At 44.5% G+C, this 16826-nt stretch carries 10 protein-coding genes; 2 read left to right on the top strand and 8 right to left on the bottom strand.

All coding sequences use genetic code 11. The annotated features are described in order from the left end of the window. Positions 1-5: 5 nt before the first annotated feature. The 8 genes from ED557_08145 to ED557_08110 form a co-directional block, all read right to left on the bottom strand. Positions 6-1340 carry an MATE family efflux transporter gene (locus ED557_08145; protein RNC83739.1) on the bottom strand — a complete coding sequence of 445 codons (1335 nt, stop codon included), beginning with the start codon at positions 1338-1340 and terminating at the stop codon, positions 6-8. A gap of 316 nt (positions 1341-1656) precedes the next feature. Further along, the gene (locus ED557_08140) at positions 1657-4881 is read right to left on the bottom strand and encodes a T9SS C-terminal target domain-containing protein (protein RNC83738.1); all 3225 of its coding nucleotides are present in this window, start codon (positions 4879-4881) and stop codon (positions 1657-1659) included. A 368-nt stretch (positions 4882-5249) separates the two neighbouring features. Continuing rightward, positions 5250-8372 carry a T9SS C-terminal target domain-containing protein gene (locus ED557_08135; GenBank protein RNC83737.1) on the bottom strand — a complete coding sequence of 1041 codons (3123 nt, stop codon included), beginning with the start codon at positions 8370-8372 and terminating at the stop codon, positions 5250-5252. A gap of 305 nt (positions 8373-8677) precedes the next feature. Further along, complete coding sequence (locus ED557_08130) at positions 8678-12511, bottom strand: HAMP domain-containing protein (GenBank protein RNC83736.1); 3834 nt, start codon at positions 12509-12511, stop codon at positions 8678-8680. Between the two features lie 22 nt (positions 12512-12533). Further along, a complete protein-coding gene (locus ED557_08125) occupies positions 12534-13517 on the bottom strand; it encodes a D-glycerate dehydrogenase (protein ID RNC83735.1) in 984 nt (327 codons plus the stop codon). 6 nt (positions 13518-13523) lie between these two features. Continuing rightward, positions 13524-13925, bottom strand: a complete 402-nt coding sequence (rsfS, locus tag ED557_08120; GenBank protein ID RNC83734.1) for a ribosome silencing factor — start codon at positions 13923-13925, stop codon at positions 13524-13526. Then, on the bottom strand, positions 13926-14393 hold the full coding sequence (locus tag ED557_08115) for a LytR family transcriptional regulator (GenBank protein RNC83733.1): 468 nt from the start codon (positions 14391-14393) through the stop codon (positions 13926-13928). Between the two features lie 10 nt (positions 14394-14403). After that, a complete protein-coding gene (locus tag ED557_08110; protein RNC83732.1) occupies positions 14404-14904 on the bottom strand; it encodes a hypothetical protein in 501 nt (166 codons plus the stop codon). A gap of 172 nt (positions 14905-15076) precedes the next feature. Between ED557_08110 and queA the strand changes: the two genes are divergently transcribed. Both queA and ispD read left to right on the top strand, forming a co-directional pair. Beyond that, positions 15077-16132, top strand: a complete 1056-nt coding sequence (gene queA, locus ED557_08105) for a tRNA preQ1(34) S-adenosylmethionine ribosyltransferase-isomerase QueA (protein RNC83731.1) — start codon at positions 15077-15079, stop codon at positions 16130-16132. 1 nt (position 16133) lies between these two features. After that, positions 16134-16826 (top strand): 2-C-methyl-D-erythritol 4-phosphate cytidylyltransferase, encoded by a 693-nt coding sequence (gene ispD / locus ED557_08100; GenBank protein ID RNC83730.1) that lies wholly within the window; start codon positions 16134-16136, stop codon positions 16824-16826.

Raw genomic sequence — 16826 nt, 5'->3', positions numbered from 1 at the left:
GGCTCTTACTTTTTTGTAAGCAGATGAAACCTAGTGTTATGCAGAATAGCAGCAACGGTTAGACCTGAGATCAACCCAATCCAAAGCCCCTTGGGTCCATATCCGCCATGAATACCGAGGTAGTACCCAACGGAGAAGCCTATCAACCAGTAGCTTATAAAATTAAATATCATCGGGACTTTAGTATCCTTAAGTCCTCGTAATGCTCCAAAGCCACCTACCTGGAGGCCATCCGATATTTGAAATAATCCTGCCATAAATACCAGGGAAACGGCCAGGGCTTTTACCTCGGGAGCGTCGGTGTAAATGCCAACAATCATTTCCGGTATAGAGAAGATCAGTATTGCGGTAAAAATCATAATCCCCGTACAAGCTGCTGTTCCAAGGAATCCCCGGAATCGGGCTTTTTCCAATGAGCCCTGCCCAACGGCGACCCCTACTCGTTGAGAAATAGCCATCGAAAGTCCGAATGGAATCATAAATATGGTAGCAGCAATATTTATGGCAATTTGATGGGCAGCAGATGCTGTTACACTCAGCGTACCCATTAATACACTTACACTGGCAAAAAGGAGCACTTCCATTGTAGAGCTGATTCCGTTTGGAATACCAACATGAAGTAAATCTTTGATGTATTTCCATTCCGGCCCTCTGGTTTTTGCATAAATACTGAACCGGCGAAAAGGTTTAAAGGAAGCAGTGAACGCTATCATGATTAGCCCAAAAACCAATTGCACAATAGTGGTGGCATATCCGGTACCTATAGCTCCCATTTGAGGAAAGCCAAACTTGCCATACATAAGTATGTAATCAGCGGGAATGTTAAGTAACAGCATTCCCAGCGCCATATACATTGCTGGTTTGGTGATGGCCAATCCTTCGCTGAAATATCTAAGTCCCATGAAGATCAGAAGTCCGGGCATGCCCCAGGATACCGCCTTCAGATACCCATCCGCCAAAGGAATAATTTCCGGATCTACCCCCACCCAATGCATAAGTATGTCCATATCGCGGATAATGAATATTGCCGGTATGGTTAAGAAGCCAACCAGCCAAAGCATTTGTCGTGCGCTCTTCCCAATTTCATTGAATTTGCGTGCTCCTAAGAATTGAGATACAATAGGGTTTATAGCAACCAGAGTAGCCATGCAGAAAAGAGCAACCGGAAGATAAAGTGCATTCCCAACAGCAACTCCGGCAAGATCTGCCGCGCTAAGCCTGCCTGCCATAATGGTGTCGGTAACATTGAGCCCCATCCCAAGGAGTTGGGTGCCTACTATAGGAAGTCCAATTTTAAATAGTTGGGAAGTTTCTTTTCTAAAGTCGGGGATACTATTCATGCTCAATTACTGAGCGCCAATGGTACAAAACATTGGCTAGTTAAACTAACAGGGATAAGTAATAAAAGGGTTCGTCCTGGCTTTTAGGCTCTCTTTCCTAAATATCGTAGAGAGATCGGAAGAGAATGTAACTGGATAATGGTTTAGGTTTATACCTACCTGTTTTGAATCAGGAATAACTCAATTAGGAATAGGGAAGTCTTTATTCCTAATTGCCTATTGAATTAATGTCTTTGCGATCCTGGCCAAGGCCAGGAGAAGCAATCTCAGCGAGGTTGCCGCGGTCGCGCTCCGCAGGCCCCCTCGCAATGACTGCTTATTTAATTAGCGTCATCTTTCGGGTTAATTGTTGTCCGCCCGTGGTAAGCCGGTACACATACACCCCACTGGAAAGTGCGGAAGCATCGAAGCTGACTTCATAGCGGCCTGCGGGCTTCTGCTCATCCACCAGCTGGGCTACCTTTTGCCCCACCAGGTTAAAGACCTCCAGGGAAACCCGGCCTGCGCGGGGCACCTCAAACAGAATATTCGTACCAGGGTTGAAGGGGTTCGGATAGTTCTGCGCAAGGGTAATTTGCTCCGGCAGGCTTGGGTCGGGTTGTGTATTTACTCCAATTACCGGAGTAAGGACAAGTTCAAAGCGGTGCCCGTCAGCCTTTGCTTTAGGGGCAGCCAGGGAAGCGGGCGCCCCCACGGCTTTAGCCTGAACACTGCGAATGGCCAGGGAGAGGGTGTCGCCCTGGGAAAGCTCAACGACGTCTTCGGTCTCCAGGTCCACAATAGAAATCTCCCAGTCGCCAAAGTCCTGCAGGCCCTCGAAGCTTACCTGGGCAAAGGAGGAATCTACAATCCCGGACAGGTCAAGGGGGAACCGGAGTTCTTGCCCATAATCTACCGGCAGCGCATTGATCTGGAGCTGGTCCTGGTTGTCTATAATGGTAGCCAGGCGCAGATAGGAGGAAGCCAGGGGTATTAAAGAAAGCCCGTCGAAGGCGTCCCGTCCTAGTTCCCCCCCTTGCTGGAAGGAAAGCCAGGCGTCGGAAGAAAAGCTACCTGCTTCCGCGTGGATCTTGAGCGCTTTGGGCTCGGTGTCCACGCTCTTTAGTAAACTCACCGTGGTAAGCAAGGTATCGGCCTCTTCGATAGTCAGCGAGCCGCTGCCCCCGGAGCCCTGGATAAAGAAGCCCTGGAAAGCGGCAATTTCCCCGTCGGTAATATTCCCTGACGAGCCGTTCCAGCTCTGCCAGTTAGCGTTGGCATCATCGTAGATATACACGGTTTCGGAGAGCCCGGATTTGGTAAGCAGGTCCCAGTCGATGGGGTAGAAGTAGGGGTTACCGGCAAAGAAGAAGTCGGAGTCGGCCAGGTCACTAACGGGGTTCACGCTGCCGGAGTTGACGCTGCCATCCCCGCCGTACTGGTTAGCAGAAATGTATTTAGGGAAACCCTCCGCAGAGCCATCAAAATCATCGTCACTAAACAGGTAGAGCAGGAAGCCGTTGCCTGCCGAGAGGTTGTCGGTGGTTTGATCGGAAAGGCTGGTCCAGCCCTGAGTGCCCTGGTCCCAGGTCCATACATTATCATCGCCTGAGGGACCATCAGAGTCGGTAAATCCCTGGGTCCAGAAGCCTCCGAGAAGCTCATCAAACACGGTGCCATTGCTGGGAGCGGCCAGGGTGCGGAAGCCCTCCTCCCCGGTGATGGCCTGGGGGATGCGGTTGAAAAAAACAGCTGCCTCACCGTTTTCGAGAAAGCTCATAGCTCCAATAGCGATATCGTCCATGCCATCCCCATTGAGGTCTCCGGCAGCTACAGAGGCACCGGATAATTCGAGAAAATCAGTTCCAGTGAGCGCAAAGCCGGTATCCCCGTCCAAGGAGGATAATTCAATGGAAGAATCAAAAGAGGCCGTTTTCCCAAAAATGACATAACTCTGACCAGAATAAGTACTACCACCAGTTGCGTAAGGAGCGCCAACAAGTACGTCCCCAATCCCATCTCCATTCACATCGCCGGCTGTTACCGCCCTACCACTAAGACTGTTTTCGTCAATCCCATTCAGGATAAAGCCGGTAGTTCCATCCAGGGAGGATAAATCGATGGAAGAAGACCCTGAAAAGCTACTTTGGCCAAAGACCACATAGCTTTCCCCTGCCCTGCTATTACCATTAGGATCCGCAAAGACTGCGCCGATAATTACGTCGGCAATGCCATCTCCGTTGATATCTCCGGAGGCCAAGCTGCGTCCGCTTCGATCGTCTGCGTCAATCCCATTGAGGGTAAAGCCATTACTTCCATCTAAGGAGCTGAGTTCGAAGGAAGAGCCAAAGGTCGTGGTTTGGCCGAAGACCACATAGCTTTCCCCTGCCTCGCTGTTAGCATTAGGATCCGCATACTGAGCGCCGATAATCACGTCGGTAATGCCATCTCCGTTGATATCACCCGTAGCTACCCTATTACCGCTTCTATCGTCTGCATCAATCCCATTGAGGGTAAAACCGTTGCTTCCATCTAAGGAGCTGAGTTCGAAGGAAGAAGCAAAGGCTGGGCTTTGACCAAATACCACATAGGCTTCCCCTGCCTCGCTGTTATCATTCGGATCCGCACGGTGTGCGCCAATAATCACATCACCGATCCCATCGCCATTGATGTCTCCGGAGGCAAGGGCAAGACCTGCGTCATCGTATGCATCTATCCCATTCAGGGTAAAGCCATTACTGCCATCTAAGGAGCTTAGTTCGATCAACGAAGATCCGCTAAAGCTGCTCTGCCCAAAAACCACATAGATTTCCCCGGAATAGGAACCATTCGGGGCCCCACCATTTGCCCCTATAATCATATCGTCAATACCATCTCCATTAACATCACCCACGGCGATGGCTTGACCGGTGTTATCGCCTGCATCAATCCCGTTAAGTGTAAAACCATTACCGCCATCTAAGGAGCTTAGTTCGAAAGAAGAGCCAAAGGTCGTGGACTGGCCAAATACTACGTAGGTTTTTCCTGCATTGCTGTTACCATTCGGAGCGGCACGTGGTGCGGCAATAATCAGATCACCGATCCCGTCTCCGTTGATATCGCCGATTCCTAAAGCGTTGCCTGTGTAGTCGCCGCTACTTACCCCATTAAAAAGGGTTCCATTAATCCCATTAAGCTCCGACAGTTCAAAGGACGTTTGCGCCGAAGCCTGGGGGGATACCAACAGGGGGGAGAGCAACAGGGAAGCAAGAGCTAGCCTTCGGCTGAATACCGCAAACTTATGCCTGGTTAACCGCTTTATAAAGCCCCATAACGGTTGGTTATGGTCATCGTTCCCCTCTATCCAGCATGCTTCCAGGCCGGTTACCCTGGAAAGCCATCTATATAATGAGCGTACTTTGCGGTGGGGTTCCGTAACCACTAATGGACGGTTTTCTATCTCTTTCATTATTTTTTCCTCGAGAATATTTTTAAGTATCCACAAGTTGGGGGTAAGAGCACTAACAAATCGGACAAAAGCTATTACAGAGCGGACAAAAACACTAACAAACCGGACATTCATGGAGGTTCTTGAGCGCCTATGCGCTGCTTCTATCTCTCAGTTTCTTGCAGGTATACATGCCTTCCGGCGATAGGTAACCAGTGATAGGTGAGGGTTGCCCACGTATCACCTGTTATTTATCCTAGTTATTTAATCAATGTCATTGCGATTCTGGCGAAGGCCAGCAGAAGCAATCTCAGCGAGGGTGCCTACCTTCTCCCGACAGCTGTCGGGATGGCCCCTTATATATCTGATGGTGAATTAATATTGCTTTTGCCATTTCGAGCGAAGCGAGAAATCTAACCATTGACGTTAGAAGCGATTTTTAGATTTCTCACCCTGCTTGTCTCCCGACACAAGCAGGTTCGAAATGACAAAGTTACGTGGTCTTATTTAATCAGGGTCATCTTTCGGGTTAATTGTTGTCCGCCCGTGGTAAGCCGGTACACATACACCCCACTGGAGAGAGCCGAAGCATCAAAGGTCACCTCATAGCGACCTGCCGGCTTTTGTTCGTCCACCAGCTGGGCTACTTTCTGCCCCACCAGGTTAAAGACCTCCAGGGAAACCCGGCCTGCGCGGGGCACCTCAAACAGAATATTCGTACCAGGGTTGAAGGGGTTCGGATAGTTCTGCGCAAGGGTAATTTGCTCCGGCAGGCTTGGGTCGGGTTGTGTATTTACTCCAATTACCGGAGTAAGGACAAGTTCAAAGCGGTGCCCGTCAGCCTTTGCTTTAGGGGTAGCCAGGGACGCGGGCACTGTACCTGCTTCTTTCGCTTGAATGCTCCGGATTGCAAGGGTAAGGGGTTCCTGGTTTACCTCAACGACTTCTTCTGTCTCGAGGTCTTCGAGGGTGATCGTCCAATCTTCGAACTGCTCCAATCCTTCGAAGGTGACTTCGGCCTGAGAGGCCGCCCCCATCCCGGAAAGATCCAGCGGTACACGAAGTTCTTGCTCATAATCAAGAGGAAGGGCATTGATCTGCAGCTCCTCATTATTACTCGCGTGGGTAGCCAATTTTAGATAACTGGAAGACAGGGGTGTTAAAGACAGCCCATCGAAGGCGTCCCGTCCTAGTTCCCCCCCTTGCTGGAAGGAAAGCCAGGCGTCGGCAGAAAAGCTACCTGCTTCCGCGTGGATCTTGAGCGCTTTGGGTTCGGTGTCTACCGTCTTAAGCAGGCTTACAGAATTGGAGGTGATGTCTGCTTCCTCAATGGTCAGCGAGCCACTGCCCCCAAAGCCCTCAATAAAGAAGCCCTGGAAGGCACCTATTTCCCCGTCGGTAATATTCCCTGTTGAACCGTTCCAGGTCTGCCAGGTAGAATTGGCATCATCGTAGATATACACGGTTTCGGAGAGCCCGGATTTGGTAAGCAGGTCCCAGTCGATGGGATAGAAGTAGGGGTTGCCGGCAAAGAAGAAGTCGGAGTCGGCCAGGTCACTAACGGGGTTCACGCTGCCGGAGTTGACGCTGCCATCCCCGCCGTACTGGTTAGCAGAAATGTATTTAGGGAAGCCGGCATCGCCGTCCTCGACCCAGTTGTCATCGGAGAAGATGTAGAACAGGAAGCCGTTGCCTGCCGAGAGGTTGTCGGTGGTTTGGTCGGAAAGGCTGGCCCATTCCTGAGTGTCCTGGTCCCAGGTCCACACGTTTGCGGTGGGGGTAGGGTCGGTGTTGTCGTCTGAATTGGTGAAGCCCTGGGTCCAGAAGCCTCCAAGGAGTTCATCGAACACAGTGCCATTGCTGGGGGCGGCCAGGGTGCGGAAGCCCTCATCTCCGGTGATGGCCTGGGAAATGGAGTTGAAAAATACGATCGCCCCACTTGGATTAGCGTCATTGTAATAGCCCTCACCTCCGATAGCGATGTCATCAATGCCATCTCCGTTAAAGTCTCCGGTAGCTACCGAGGTGCCACTGTATTCATATGTATTAGGTCCATTTAGCGCAAAGCCTATGCTTCCATCTAAAGAAGATAGCTGAATAAAAGCATCAAACGAAGCAGTGTCCCCAAATATCACATAGCTTTCACCGGTATAATCACCATTAGCATCTGCCCCGGGAGCACCAATAATCACATCGAAAATCCCATCTCCATTTACATCGCCGGTTGCTACCCCATAACCGCTTCTATCTTGTGCGTCAATCCCATAAACGGCGAAACCAGTACTGCCGTCTAAGCCGCTTAGTTCAATGGAGGAGGCAAAAGCAGTGCTTTGACCAAAAACCACATAGGTACTACCGGAATTATTACCATTAGGGTTCGCCGAGGCAGTGCCAATAATCAGGTCGTCGAAGCCATCTCCATTGATATCGCCTGCTGAAAGTTTTTTCCCGGTTGAATTATTTTGGTCGGTTCCTAGAAGGGTAAAGCCGGTACTGCTATCTAAGCTACTTAGGTCAACAGAAGAGGCAAAAGCGCTTTGACCAAAGAGTACATATACTCCTCCGGCATCAATTATACCAGGATCTGTATCAGGAGCACCTATGATTATATCATCATAGGAGTCGCCATTGATATCTCCTGCGGCAACACCCCATCCAGATTTGTTATCAGATACTCCATGGATCGTAAACCCTGCGCTGCCGTCCAAGCCGCTTAGTTCTATAGAAGAGGTAAAGGCGGTGGTGCTGCCAAAGACCACATAGGTTTCCCCTGCACTGTTGTTATCATCCGTATCCGCAACGGGTGCCCCGATAATCACGTCGGTAATGCCATCTCCGTTGATATCTCCGGAGGCCACAGCGAAGCCACTTAGATCGGATGTATTTATCCCATACAGGGTAAAACCGTTGCTTCCATCTAAGGAGCTTAGCTCGATCAACGAAGATCCGCTAAAGCTGCTCTGCCCAAAGACCACATAGGTTTCCCCTGCACTGCTTTTATCATCCGGATCCGCTTCGGGTGCGCCAATAATCACATCGTCCATGCCATCTCCGTTGATATCTCCTGTGGCAATACTATAGCCTGTACGGTCTCTATAATTAATCCCATTCAGGGTAAAGCCGGTCGTACCATCCAGGGAGCTCAGTTCTGTGGAAGAAGAAAATCCGGAGGATGAACCAAAGACCACATACACTTCTCCGATTTCGCCCCCATAGTAATCTAAGGGTGCGCCGATAACGAGGTCGTCAATGCCATCTCCGTTAATATCCCCAAAAGCTGTTGCTTTACCTGCTTTTTGACCGTCATCTAAGCCATTAAAAATGGCGCCGTTAATCCCATTAACCTCCGACAGTTCAAAGGACGTTTGCGCCGAAGCCTGGGGGGATACCAACAGTGGGGAGAGTAGTAGCGAAGTAAGAACTAGCCTTCGGCTGAATACTGCAAACTTGTGCCTGGTTAAACGTTTTATAAAACCCCATAACGGTTGGTTATGTTCATCAATTCCTTCTACCCAACATGTTCTCAAACCCGCTACCCTGGAAAGCCATTTATATAATGACCGCATTTTCCGATTTGATTCAGTAACCAACGGCGAATGAAATGTATTCTGCTTTATCACATTCATGTATTACCTTTTGATTGAAAATGTCCAGAATTTAATGTTAGGTATACTTACAAATCGGACAAAAACTATTTCAAATCGGACAAAAACTATAACAAAAAGGACAAGACCTTCAGGGAGCTAACTGTTTTGATCACTAAGATAGAGTTTATCAGGATGGGGAAGCATGAACTGTGATACCGAGTTCATTCAGCTTCTAGTAGAGCTGCATAATCAATTTATTTATGGATCAGTGATAAAGCCATTCCGTAGGATCCTGAAATAAGCCTGCCTATCGGCAGACAGGTTCAGGATGACTAAGCATACTTTTATTTGCCCAGGGGTAGAATAATAGTGAATGTAGTTCCTTGGCCCAGAGTTGACTGAAACGCAATTTCCCCATTATGTTCTTCGATTATTTTCTTGGTAATTGCCAGTCCTAATCCGGTGCCACTGGTTTTTGTAGAAAAATTAGGCATAAAGATATTCTTCTGATCCTCTTGAGAAATACCTTGCCCATTATCAGAGACTTCAATCTGTGCCTTTCTCTTCTTTGAATTGAATTTGGTGTTGATGCTGATCTTGCCATCCTGAGAAACTGCTTCGGAGGCATTTTTTATCAGATTAACAAAAACCCTTCTTAATTCTTCTTTTGCTCCATTAACCCAAAGCGGTTTGTTAGTAGTGTGTATATCAAGTGAGAAGTGCTTGTCCAACTCATACATCTCACCTACAGACTGAATCAATGCATTGATGTCCAGCTTCTTAAATTCTTGCTGAATAGGTTTAGCAAACGTGGAGAAGTCAGAAGCAATTTTATTCAATGCATCAATCTGCTCAATCATACTGGTTGTAATTTTTGCAACTCGTTGATCTTGTTCCGGTCCGTTTTCTTTAGCTAATTCTACTTGGCGCTCAAGATGCTGAAGATTCAGTTTCATGGGAGTAAGAGGGTTTTTAATCTCATGAGCTATTTGTTGAGCCATTTCTTTCCAGGCTGCTTCGCGTTCTGTTTGAGCCAGTTCATCGAGTGCAGTTTTTAAACGCCTGGTCATCTCATTATAAGCCCGGGTTAGGGTACCAATTTCATCTTTACTTCGAACAGGTAAGCGCGTGTTGAAATCACCCTCTGATAAATCTTTAAGTGCTTCCCTTATTTCTTCCAATGGAGAGGTAAGTTGAGCAGTTATATACCCTACACCAAGCATCAAAAGGCCAAAAATGAGAGCATAGAAAGCTATAAGGTAACTTATGGTCGAAAGCAAGCGGTCATAAAACTGAGGTGCTTTCAGGAATGTAGGTATAGCCGCTATACCAGCAATGGTATTGTTATCACTCATCCAGGGCATATAGCCAATCATCATTTGCTGGTCATCAAATGAAACTACCTTTAGTTCTTCGTTACTTTTGAATGTTGTTATGTTACTAAATACATCCCAGGGGATATTGGATGATAATAGGTGTTGATTGAAGATTTGGGGAGTTGTTGAGTTCGTCAGAGAACCGGAAACAAATAATGAGGCATCAATATCTAATACAGAGGCTATTCGTTGAAGCTCTTCGGGTGATATTTCTATTCCGGCATAATCTTCTTCCAGGCTGGAAGTAAGGTTCTCTAAACGGTTGAATAGTTGTGTTTTTACTTCTTGCTCATTTTGAAGTGTTAATACATAATAGGATGCAGCAACTAATGCAATCAGGCAAGTCGCACTGGCAAAGATTAACCGGTCGATGAGGCGGTCTTTAAATCGGCGTGAACTTCCTAATAAGTTCCGGTTATTCACTTTTGATAGGATGAACAGCAAGATGATGCCCCCAAAAACTATAACCATAAAAAGCCGCAAAAATGAAAATACATGGTTATTGAAGCTCATTCTTATAGTGGCAACTCGTACAATACCACCATTACTTTTATTTATATACAATTCCTTTATTTCGTTTGAACCGGAAACAAAGGAAGTTGTATAGATTGAATCGGCGTTAACTCTTGCTACTACTTCATCGACCAGTGCGGTAGGCCCTGGTATATCAAGTGGAATTCCAATAATTGATTGCCTTAGCAGGATTCCATTCTGATATTCGGTAACAGAGAATGTTTCTTGCCAGGCGTCTTCTTTTTTTAATGAAAGTACAGCTCGTAGTGGTTTCTCAAGTTGAGGCACCTCCTCATACACCGAGCATAATATCCAACCTGTTATCTTTTCAGATTCTGAATTTTCAAAAATGGGAATCCAGCCACGGATAAAATCTGAATAACTGGCATTGATGGTGTTAATAGGACGGTATCGAAGAACTGGCCGGAGATTGGATCTCCTGATTTGTTCATCCTCAAAAGGTATTACAAGGTCTTGTATTCTAAATTCGGTACTCCATTGGGGAGGTGAAAGGCTGGTTGTATAGTCTGAAATCAGTGAGCCAACAGTATCAATAAGCTGAACGGATATCGTATATCGAAGCCAGTCCGGTCTTATATAACCTTCTACAAGCTCTTCAAGCGAGGCGGTATTTTGTGTTAGTGAATTTTCCGAGAGTGACGCATTTAGATTGCCAAGCAATTGAATAGTTATGGATTCAACTTCATTAGAACCTTCATCTAAAAAAGGCTGAGCAGCTTCCTGCATTCGTTCGTTCTGCCTAAAGGTATTTCCGCTTGAATATGCGATGTATACAAAGCAAGTGGCAATATAAGAGATAAAAATAACCAGTCTTAATTTTGAAGAGGACTGAAGCGCCAACTTCTTACGACTCCAGAAAAAAGAAAGCACAAAAACCAGTACCAAATACAAGGAACTTATCAACGGTATCCAGGCATCAAAGTTGGTGGTATAGATGAAAAACTTAGCCACGAAAAAGAAAATGGAAGACCCAACCAGAAAGGAGATGATGATTCCGGGAATCTTCTTTGTATCCTGAGATAGTAAGTATCTGAAGAAAATTATCGATAGTGCCGTTATAGAGGCAAAGAAAAAGCCGGAAGAAATATAAAAGACAAATGTCGATAAAGAAGGATAAAGAGCAAGGTCCATTACATTCACTTCAGAATTTGTAATGGTCGTGGAGCTATTCACCAGATAATATGAAATGAACCACCCGGATATTAAAGAACCAAAAAATGAGAGAGCATTGAGAGAGGTACTGTTCAAAGTAATACTTCGATTTTTTGGATTAAGCAACACTCGCGAAATTGAAAAAGAAATCAAGACGCTGAATGTGGAATTGACCAAGTAACCAAACAAGGTTTTGTTGGCAAAAAAAGAAAATGAGGGATGGGTTATCTGAACTTTAGAACTTAAAAAATGAATGAGCAACCAAAGAATGATAGCGGAAGAAATTTCGAACAACACTGCCCATTTAGTAGGTAGGTTTTTTGAGAGGCTGAACACAAGAACAACCATCAGTAAAAAAATGACGACGAGAAAAAGGGCTCTCCAAATTCCTACAGCATAATCCCGCTGAATCTTAAACTCATCCAGATCATTCTGTTCAGCGATTATCTCGCCCAATGAATCACTGCTTGCAGTACTTAATATAGATCTAGCTAATGTCTTTCTATCAGTTACCCCATTGAGATTAAAGGAAACAGGATAAGTATCAGATTTGCTAAATAATGCTTCGGGATTAATCTCAAGGTTATTCCCAAAGTTGAGAACATTTTCTTGTAGAAGCTTGACCCTGGTATATACATCGTACCGGGTAACTTTTGATGAGTCTTCGATAAAGAAAGGAATAATACTGTATAAGAAACCGACATTGTTTTCTCTTCCAATCGAAACATAGATAGAGCCTGCGCTGGTACTGGAATCATTAACAAAATGGTCAGGAGCAAAATCATTCCAGAGCCATTTAGTGCTATCTCTGGTAATAAGTATTCCCCAAAATGAATAGTTGGGAACTATGGTGTTGGAGATTTGCTCTTTTGTCGCTCCGGATTCAATTTGAGTTCGAACGTCTTCTGTAAAGGAGGTGGCTTCGGAGGTATAATCGAAAACAAATTGCTGAAAGTTTTCTGAAGCTTCATGAACTGCATCTTCAGCTATTTGTTGAACCTCCTCCATAGCCGGATCTGATTGAACATTCATCCACTCAAAAAAACCATACCCAATAGCAATTATGCTTAGCAAGGCAAAAAGCCAGGTAGTGGTATTGTTAGTGGATGCATCCATTACATAGAGTCTAAACCTCTATTCAGGAATTAGGATTAACTAGATTAGTAATATTACGATCCGGAACGCCATTTAATACATCAGAAATTGCCTTTGCAGCAAGCATCCCAATGGCTTCTCTGGTTTCAAACGTTGCACTTGCTATATGAGGGAGTATTGTACAATTGGGAGCAGTAAGAAGCAGGGGGTGTACCTCCGGTTCTTTTTCAAAAACATCGAGACCAGCTCCCCAAATTATTTGTTGATGCAGAGCATTCGCCAATGCTTCTTCATCTACTACCGGACCCCTGGATAAATTTATCAATATGGAATGAGAAGGCATGGCTTCTAAGATTTCTTCATTTATTAAGTGATGGGTATCCTTTGTTAAAGGACAATTAATACTTAAAACGTCACTTTTCGATGCAAGTTCCTTAACAGATGATATTAGGGTGCATTCAAGCTCTTTCTCCAATTGATCCGGCAGTTTGGATCGATTGTGATAGAGTATGTTCATTCCAAATGCCCTGGCTCTCATTGCAAATGATTGGCCAATTCTTCCCATCCCAATAATGCCAAGAGTTTTGCCTCTTAGTTCCATTCCTAAAAACCCTAATGGCTCCCATCCCTTGAAGTGACCATTTCTCAGGTAGTTTTCCGCTTCATTGAACCTTCTTGTAGTTGCCATAAGCAAGCCCATAGCAAAATCTCCACAAGCTTCGGTGAGTACATCAGGAGTATTTGCTACTTTGATACCGAGTTTGGTAGCCGTGTCAACATCAATATTGTTATACCCCACTGCAAAATTAGCAATTACTTTAAGATTTGGGGATGAATTGAGTACATCTTTAGTAACGGGAGTTGAAAGCATACAAAGTAGAGCATCGAAGCCAGGTAGAACTGCACTTAGTTGATCAGGTTCCGAAAATTTTCCTTTTGCACCAATCGTAACTTCACCAACCGACTTCAAAAAGTCTATGTTCTGTTTAGGAATAGGTTCAGTTACGAGTATGCGAAAACCAGACATAGTATTCTAGTCTTCGTTTTCTATATAGGTAATCTTAGCGTCATTCCACATTCTCTCAATGCTGTAGAACTCACGCTTTTCCTTACTCATGATATGGACAACTGTATTGATAAAGTCGAGGATAATCCACGAACGAGCCTGTAGTCCTTCTTTTTTCCAGGCCTTTTCTCCGGTTTGTTCTAAAAGCTCTTCTTCAACTGAATCAGCAATGGCTTTTATTTGGGTATCCGAATTACCACTGCAAATCACAAAATAATCGGTGAGCGTAGTTAATTCGGAAACATCCAGAACAACTATATCCTGTGCTTTTCTTTTTCGAAGTCCCTCTATAATTATTTCGACCAGGTTTTTTGAGTCAGGATTGGCATCAATAAATTGATTATTTCCTGGTTGGTTGATATCTGTCATTTACTCCGTATTAAGTGTTTCATAATCGTGGCCTATAACCACAGTTACATCCAGAAAAAAGTCAGGTGATTCTTCTCTTAATACATTGGTTTCATCTATTCCTAATGCAGCTGCTACTCTTTTTGCGTTATCCATAACTCCACTTCTTGAGATAACAATGGTTTCTTCAAGATCGAAATGATCGAAATTTCCGGTTTCAACTACATCAAATCCATTTGAGCGTAATAATCCGGTATAAGAATTAGCAATCCCTGCAATCCCACACCCGTTTAAAACTTCAATCTGAATTATTTCGCTAATTAATTGAGAGTTTTCTTCTGACCGTTCATTGAAAATTCTCGGATAGATAATTCGCGTAGTAAGAGCGATAAGTAGTACAACCAGGAGAATGCTGAGGAAGCCAATTGCAGCATTAAATAGAAGACCTTCAGTATTAGTACCGGATTTTTCCGGTTGGTTTTCAGTCATTCAAATACAGTTAGTACCAGAAGTCATTGAATCGTCTGTCAAAACGATTATACCCGTAAGGGTTATATCCATAAAATCCTGCAGGTGATTGACGGAACTGAAATTTGATAAAAGTTTTGTCATTTATCCTGTAGTTCAATTCAGCATTTTCAATCATGACCCTATTCTGAAAATCAGTTTGACCATAAGCTGTGCTTCCTCCAAAAGGAGAGTGAAGGAAAGAAACGTCTACCCTACCATTCATTCGTGGGCTAATATCGAAAGTAACTGTATTGGTATAGGCATTTACATTTTGATAGCTGCCACCAAACGAAGAAAAATTCATGCTGTAGGAATGGCTCATTTCCAAGCTGTTAAAAAAGCGGTTCAATCCGTTTTCAACAGTAGGAACAGTGCTATTTATAATAGATCCGGAATAATCAGTAGGTGTAGCAAGATCAGAGCGTAGCTGAGCTAATGCAGTGGAAGAAAAGAGAGCAATAAATAGAACAGGAATAAATATTTTTTTCATGAGCTTGAGACTTTGCTGATGCAACGTGTGCGAGCGATTATAATTATACATATTTGGCTGCTAATAAGAAACAGTATGAATAATGAATCTTCTTTGAAATAGAGTACAAAAAACACTATTTTTGCGCTCTTTTGAAAATGTTTAACCAAATTGTACAAACAGCTGAGGAGAGATGAAACTCACCGACTTTAGATACGAAATCGAAGGACTTAACATTCCTGACGAGCCATTAAAAAAACGAGACGATGCTAAACTTATGGTTCTTAATAGAGCCGAGCAAACCATAGAGCATCGCAAATTCTCTGATATCCATGAGTATCTAAACGAAGGGGATGTAGTTGTATACAACAACACAAAAGTATTCCCGGCACGATTGAATGGTAAAAAGGAAAAGACAGAAGCTGATATCGAAGTATTCTTACTTAGAGAACTTCAGCCCGAAAATATGCTTTGGGATGTGTTGGTAGAGCCAGCCAGAAAAATCAGGATCGGAAACAAGCTATATTTCGGAGAAGGAGAAGATGAGTTAATGGCTGAGGTTGTAGATAATACAACTTCAAGAGGAAGAACCATCCGTTTCTTATTTGATGGTCCTAATAATGAGCTGTATGAAAGACTGGATGAGCTTGGCAAAATGCCTCTTCCTCCTTATATAGAAAGAGAGCCGGTTGATGAAGATAAAGAACGGTACCAGACGGTATATGCAACTGAGCGTGGTGCGGTAGCAGCTCCTACAGCAGGCATGCATCTCACCGAAGAATTAATTGAAAAGATTAAAGCAAAAGGTGTTGAGTTTCTTCCTATAACCTTACACATAGGATGGGGCACCTTCCGAAATGTTGAGGTAGAAGATCTTACTAAGCATAGAATGGATTCTGAGAATTACTTTATCTCACAGGATACTTCGGATAAGATCAATGTAGCCTTAAAAAAGAAAACCAATAAGGTTGTAGCCATTGGTACCAGTGTAGTTCGAGCTATAGAAACAAGCGTAATGGCGAGCGGAATGTCAAAGATGGGAACAGGTTGGACAGATAAATTCATCTATCCTCCTTACCAGTTCAAAATTACCGAAGCATTGGTTACGAATTTCCACAGGCCAGAGTCAACATTACTAATGCTTGGTGCTGCTTTTGCGGAGTATGACTTTTTGATGAAAGCCTATGAAGAAGCAAAGTCGAAAGACTATCGTCTGTTTTCATTCGGCGATGCAATGTTGATCATTTAATATGACAAAACTGGCAGTCATAATACCGGCTGCCGGTTCCGGTTCCCGCTTGGGTTCACGGATTCCAAAGCCGTTTATTGAGCTCGAAGGTTCGACTATTCTTGAGCATACCATAAGGGCTTTTCTCAACGTCCCTTCCCTCAGTGAAATAGTTATACCTACTTCCAAAGAATCTGTAGGGAGAGTTGAAGACATCTTTAAGTCTTTGGATAGGGAAGATCTGAAAATGATGGTTGTAGAAGGTGGATCGGAGCGACAGTATTCTATCCACAATGCTCTCAAGTGCGTTAGTGATGAAATTGATTTGGTGGCTGTACACGATGCAGTAAGACCATTTATATCTGCCAATTTAATAGAAGCTTGTTGTGAGAAGGCAGTTGGGGTAGGCGCTTCCATTATTGCAGTGCCTGCTAAGGATACCATCAAGAGAATTAACGAAGCATATCTAATTGATGGAACTCCTGATCGAAAGTTTCTTTGGCAGGCACAGACTCCTCAAATATTTAAGAAAGAGATTATACTTGAAGCTTACGAGTCGGCACGAAGTAATGGATTCATAGGAACCGATGATTCATCTTTAGTAGAGCAGCTAGGGTATGAAGTCGGGGTTGTAGAGGGGGATCGAAGGAATCTTAAGATTACATATCCAATTGACTTGAAAATTGCTGAGCTCATTTTGAAAGAGGAAATATAG

Source organism: Balneola sp. (assembly GCA_003712055.1).
Lineage (GTDB): Bacteria > Bacteroidota > Rhodothermia > Balneolales > Balneolaceae > RHLJ01.
This window is presented reverse-complemented; position numbering and strand designations above follow the sequence as displayed.

What these genes read in the sequence shown, in the direction of transcription:
- ED557_08115 (RNC83733.1), bottom strand. Translation starts at nt 14,393, where the DNA reads ATGACTGAAAACCAACCGGAAAAATCCGGTACTAATACTGAAGGTCTT.
- ED557_08130 (RNC83736.1), bottom strand. Translation starts at nt 12,511, where the DNA reads ATGGATGCATCCACTAACAATACCACTACCTGGCTTTTTGCCTTGCTA.
- rsfS (RNC83734.1), bottom strand. Translation starts at nt 13,925, where the DNA reads ATGACAGATATCAACCAACCAGGAAATAATCAATTTATTGATGCCAAT.
- ED557_08140 (RNC83738.1), bottom strand. Translation starts at nt 4,881, where the DNA reads ATGAATGTCCGGTTTGTTAGTGTTTTTGTCCGCTCTGTAATAGCTTTT.
- ED557_08135 (RNC83737.1), bottom strand. Translation starts at nt 8,372, where the DNA reads ATGAATGTGATAAAGCAGAATACATTTCATTCGCCGTTGGTTACTGAA.
- queA (RNC83731.1), top strand. Translation starts at nt 15,077, where the DNA reads ATGAAACTCACCGACTTTAGATACGAAATCGAAGGACTTAACATTCCT.
- ispD (RNC83730.1), top strand. Translation starts at nt 16,134, where the DNA reads ATGACAAAACTGGCAGTCATAATACCGGCTGCCGGTTCCGGTTCCCGC.
- ED557_08110 (RNC83732.1), bottom strand. Translation starts at nt 14,904, where the DNA reads ATGAAAAAAATATTTATTCCTGTTCTATTTATTGCTCTCTTTTCTTCC.
- ED557_08145 (RNC83739.1), bottom strand. Translation starts at nt 1,340, where the DNA reads ATGAATAGTATCCCCGACTTTAGAAAAGAAACTTCCCAACTATTTAAA.
- ED557_08125 (RNC83735.1), bottom strand. Translation starts at nt 13,517, where the DNA reads ATGTCTGGTTTTCGCATACTCGTAACTGAACCTATTCCTAAACAGAAC.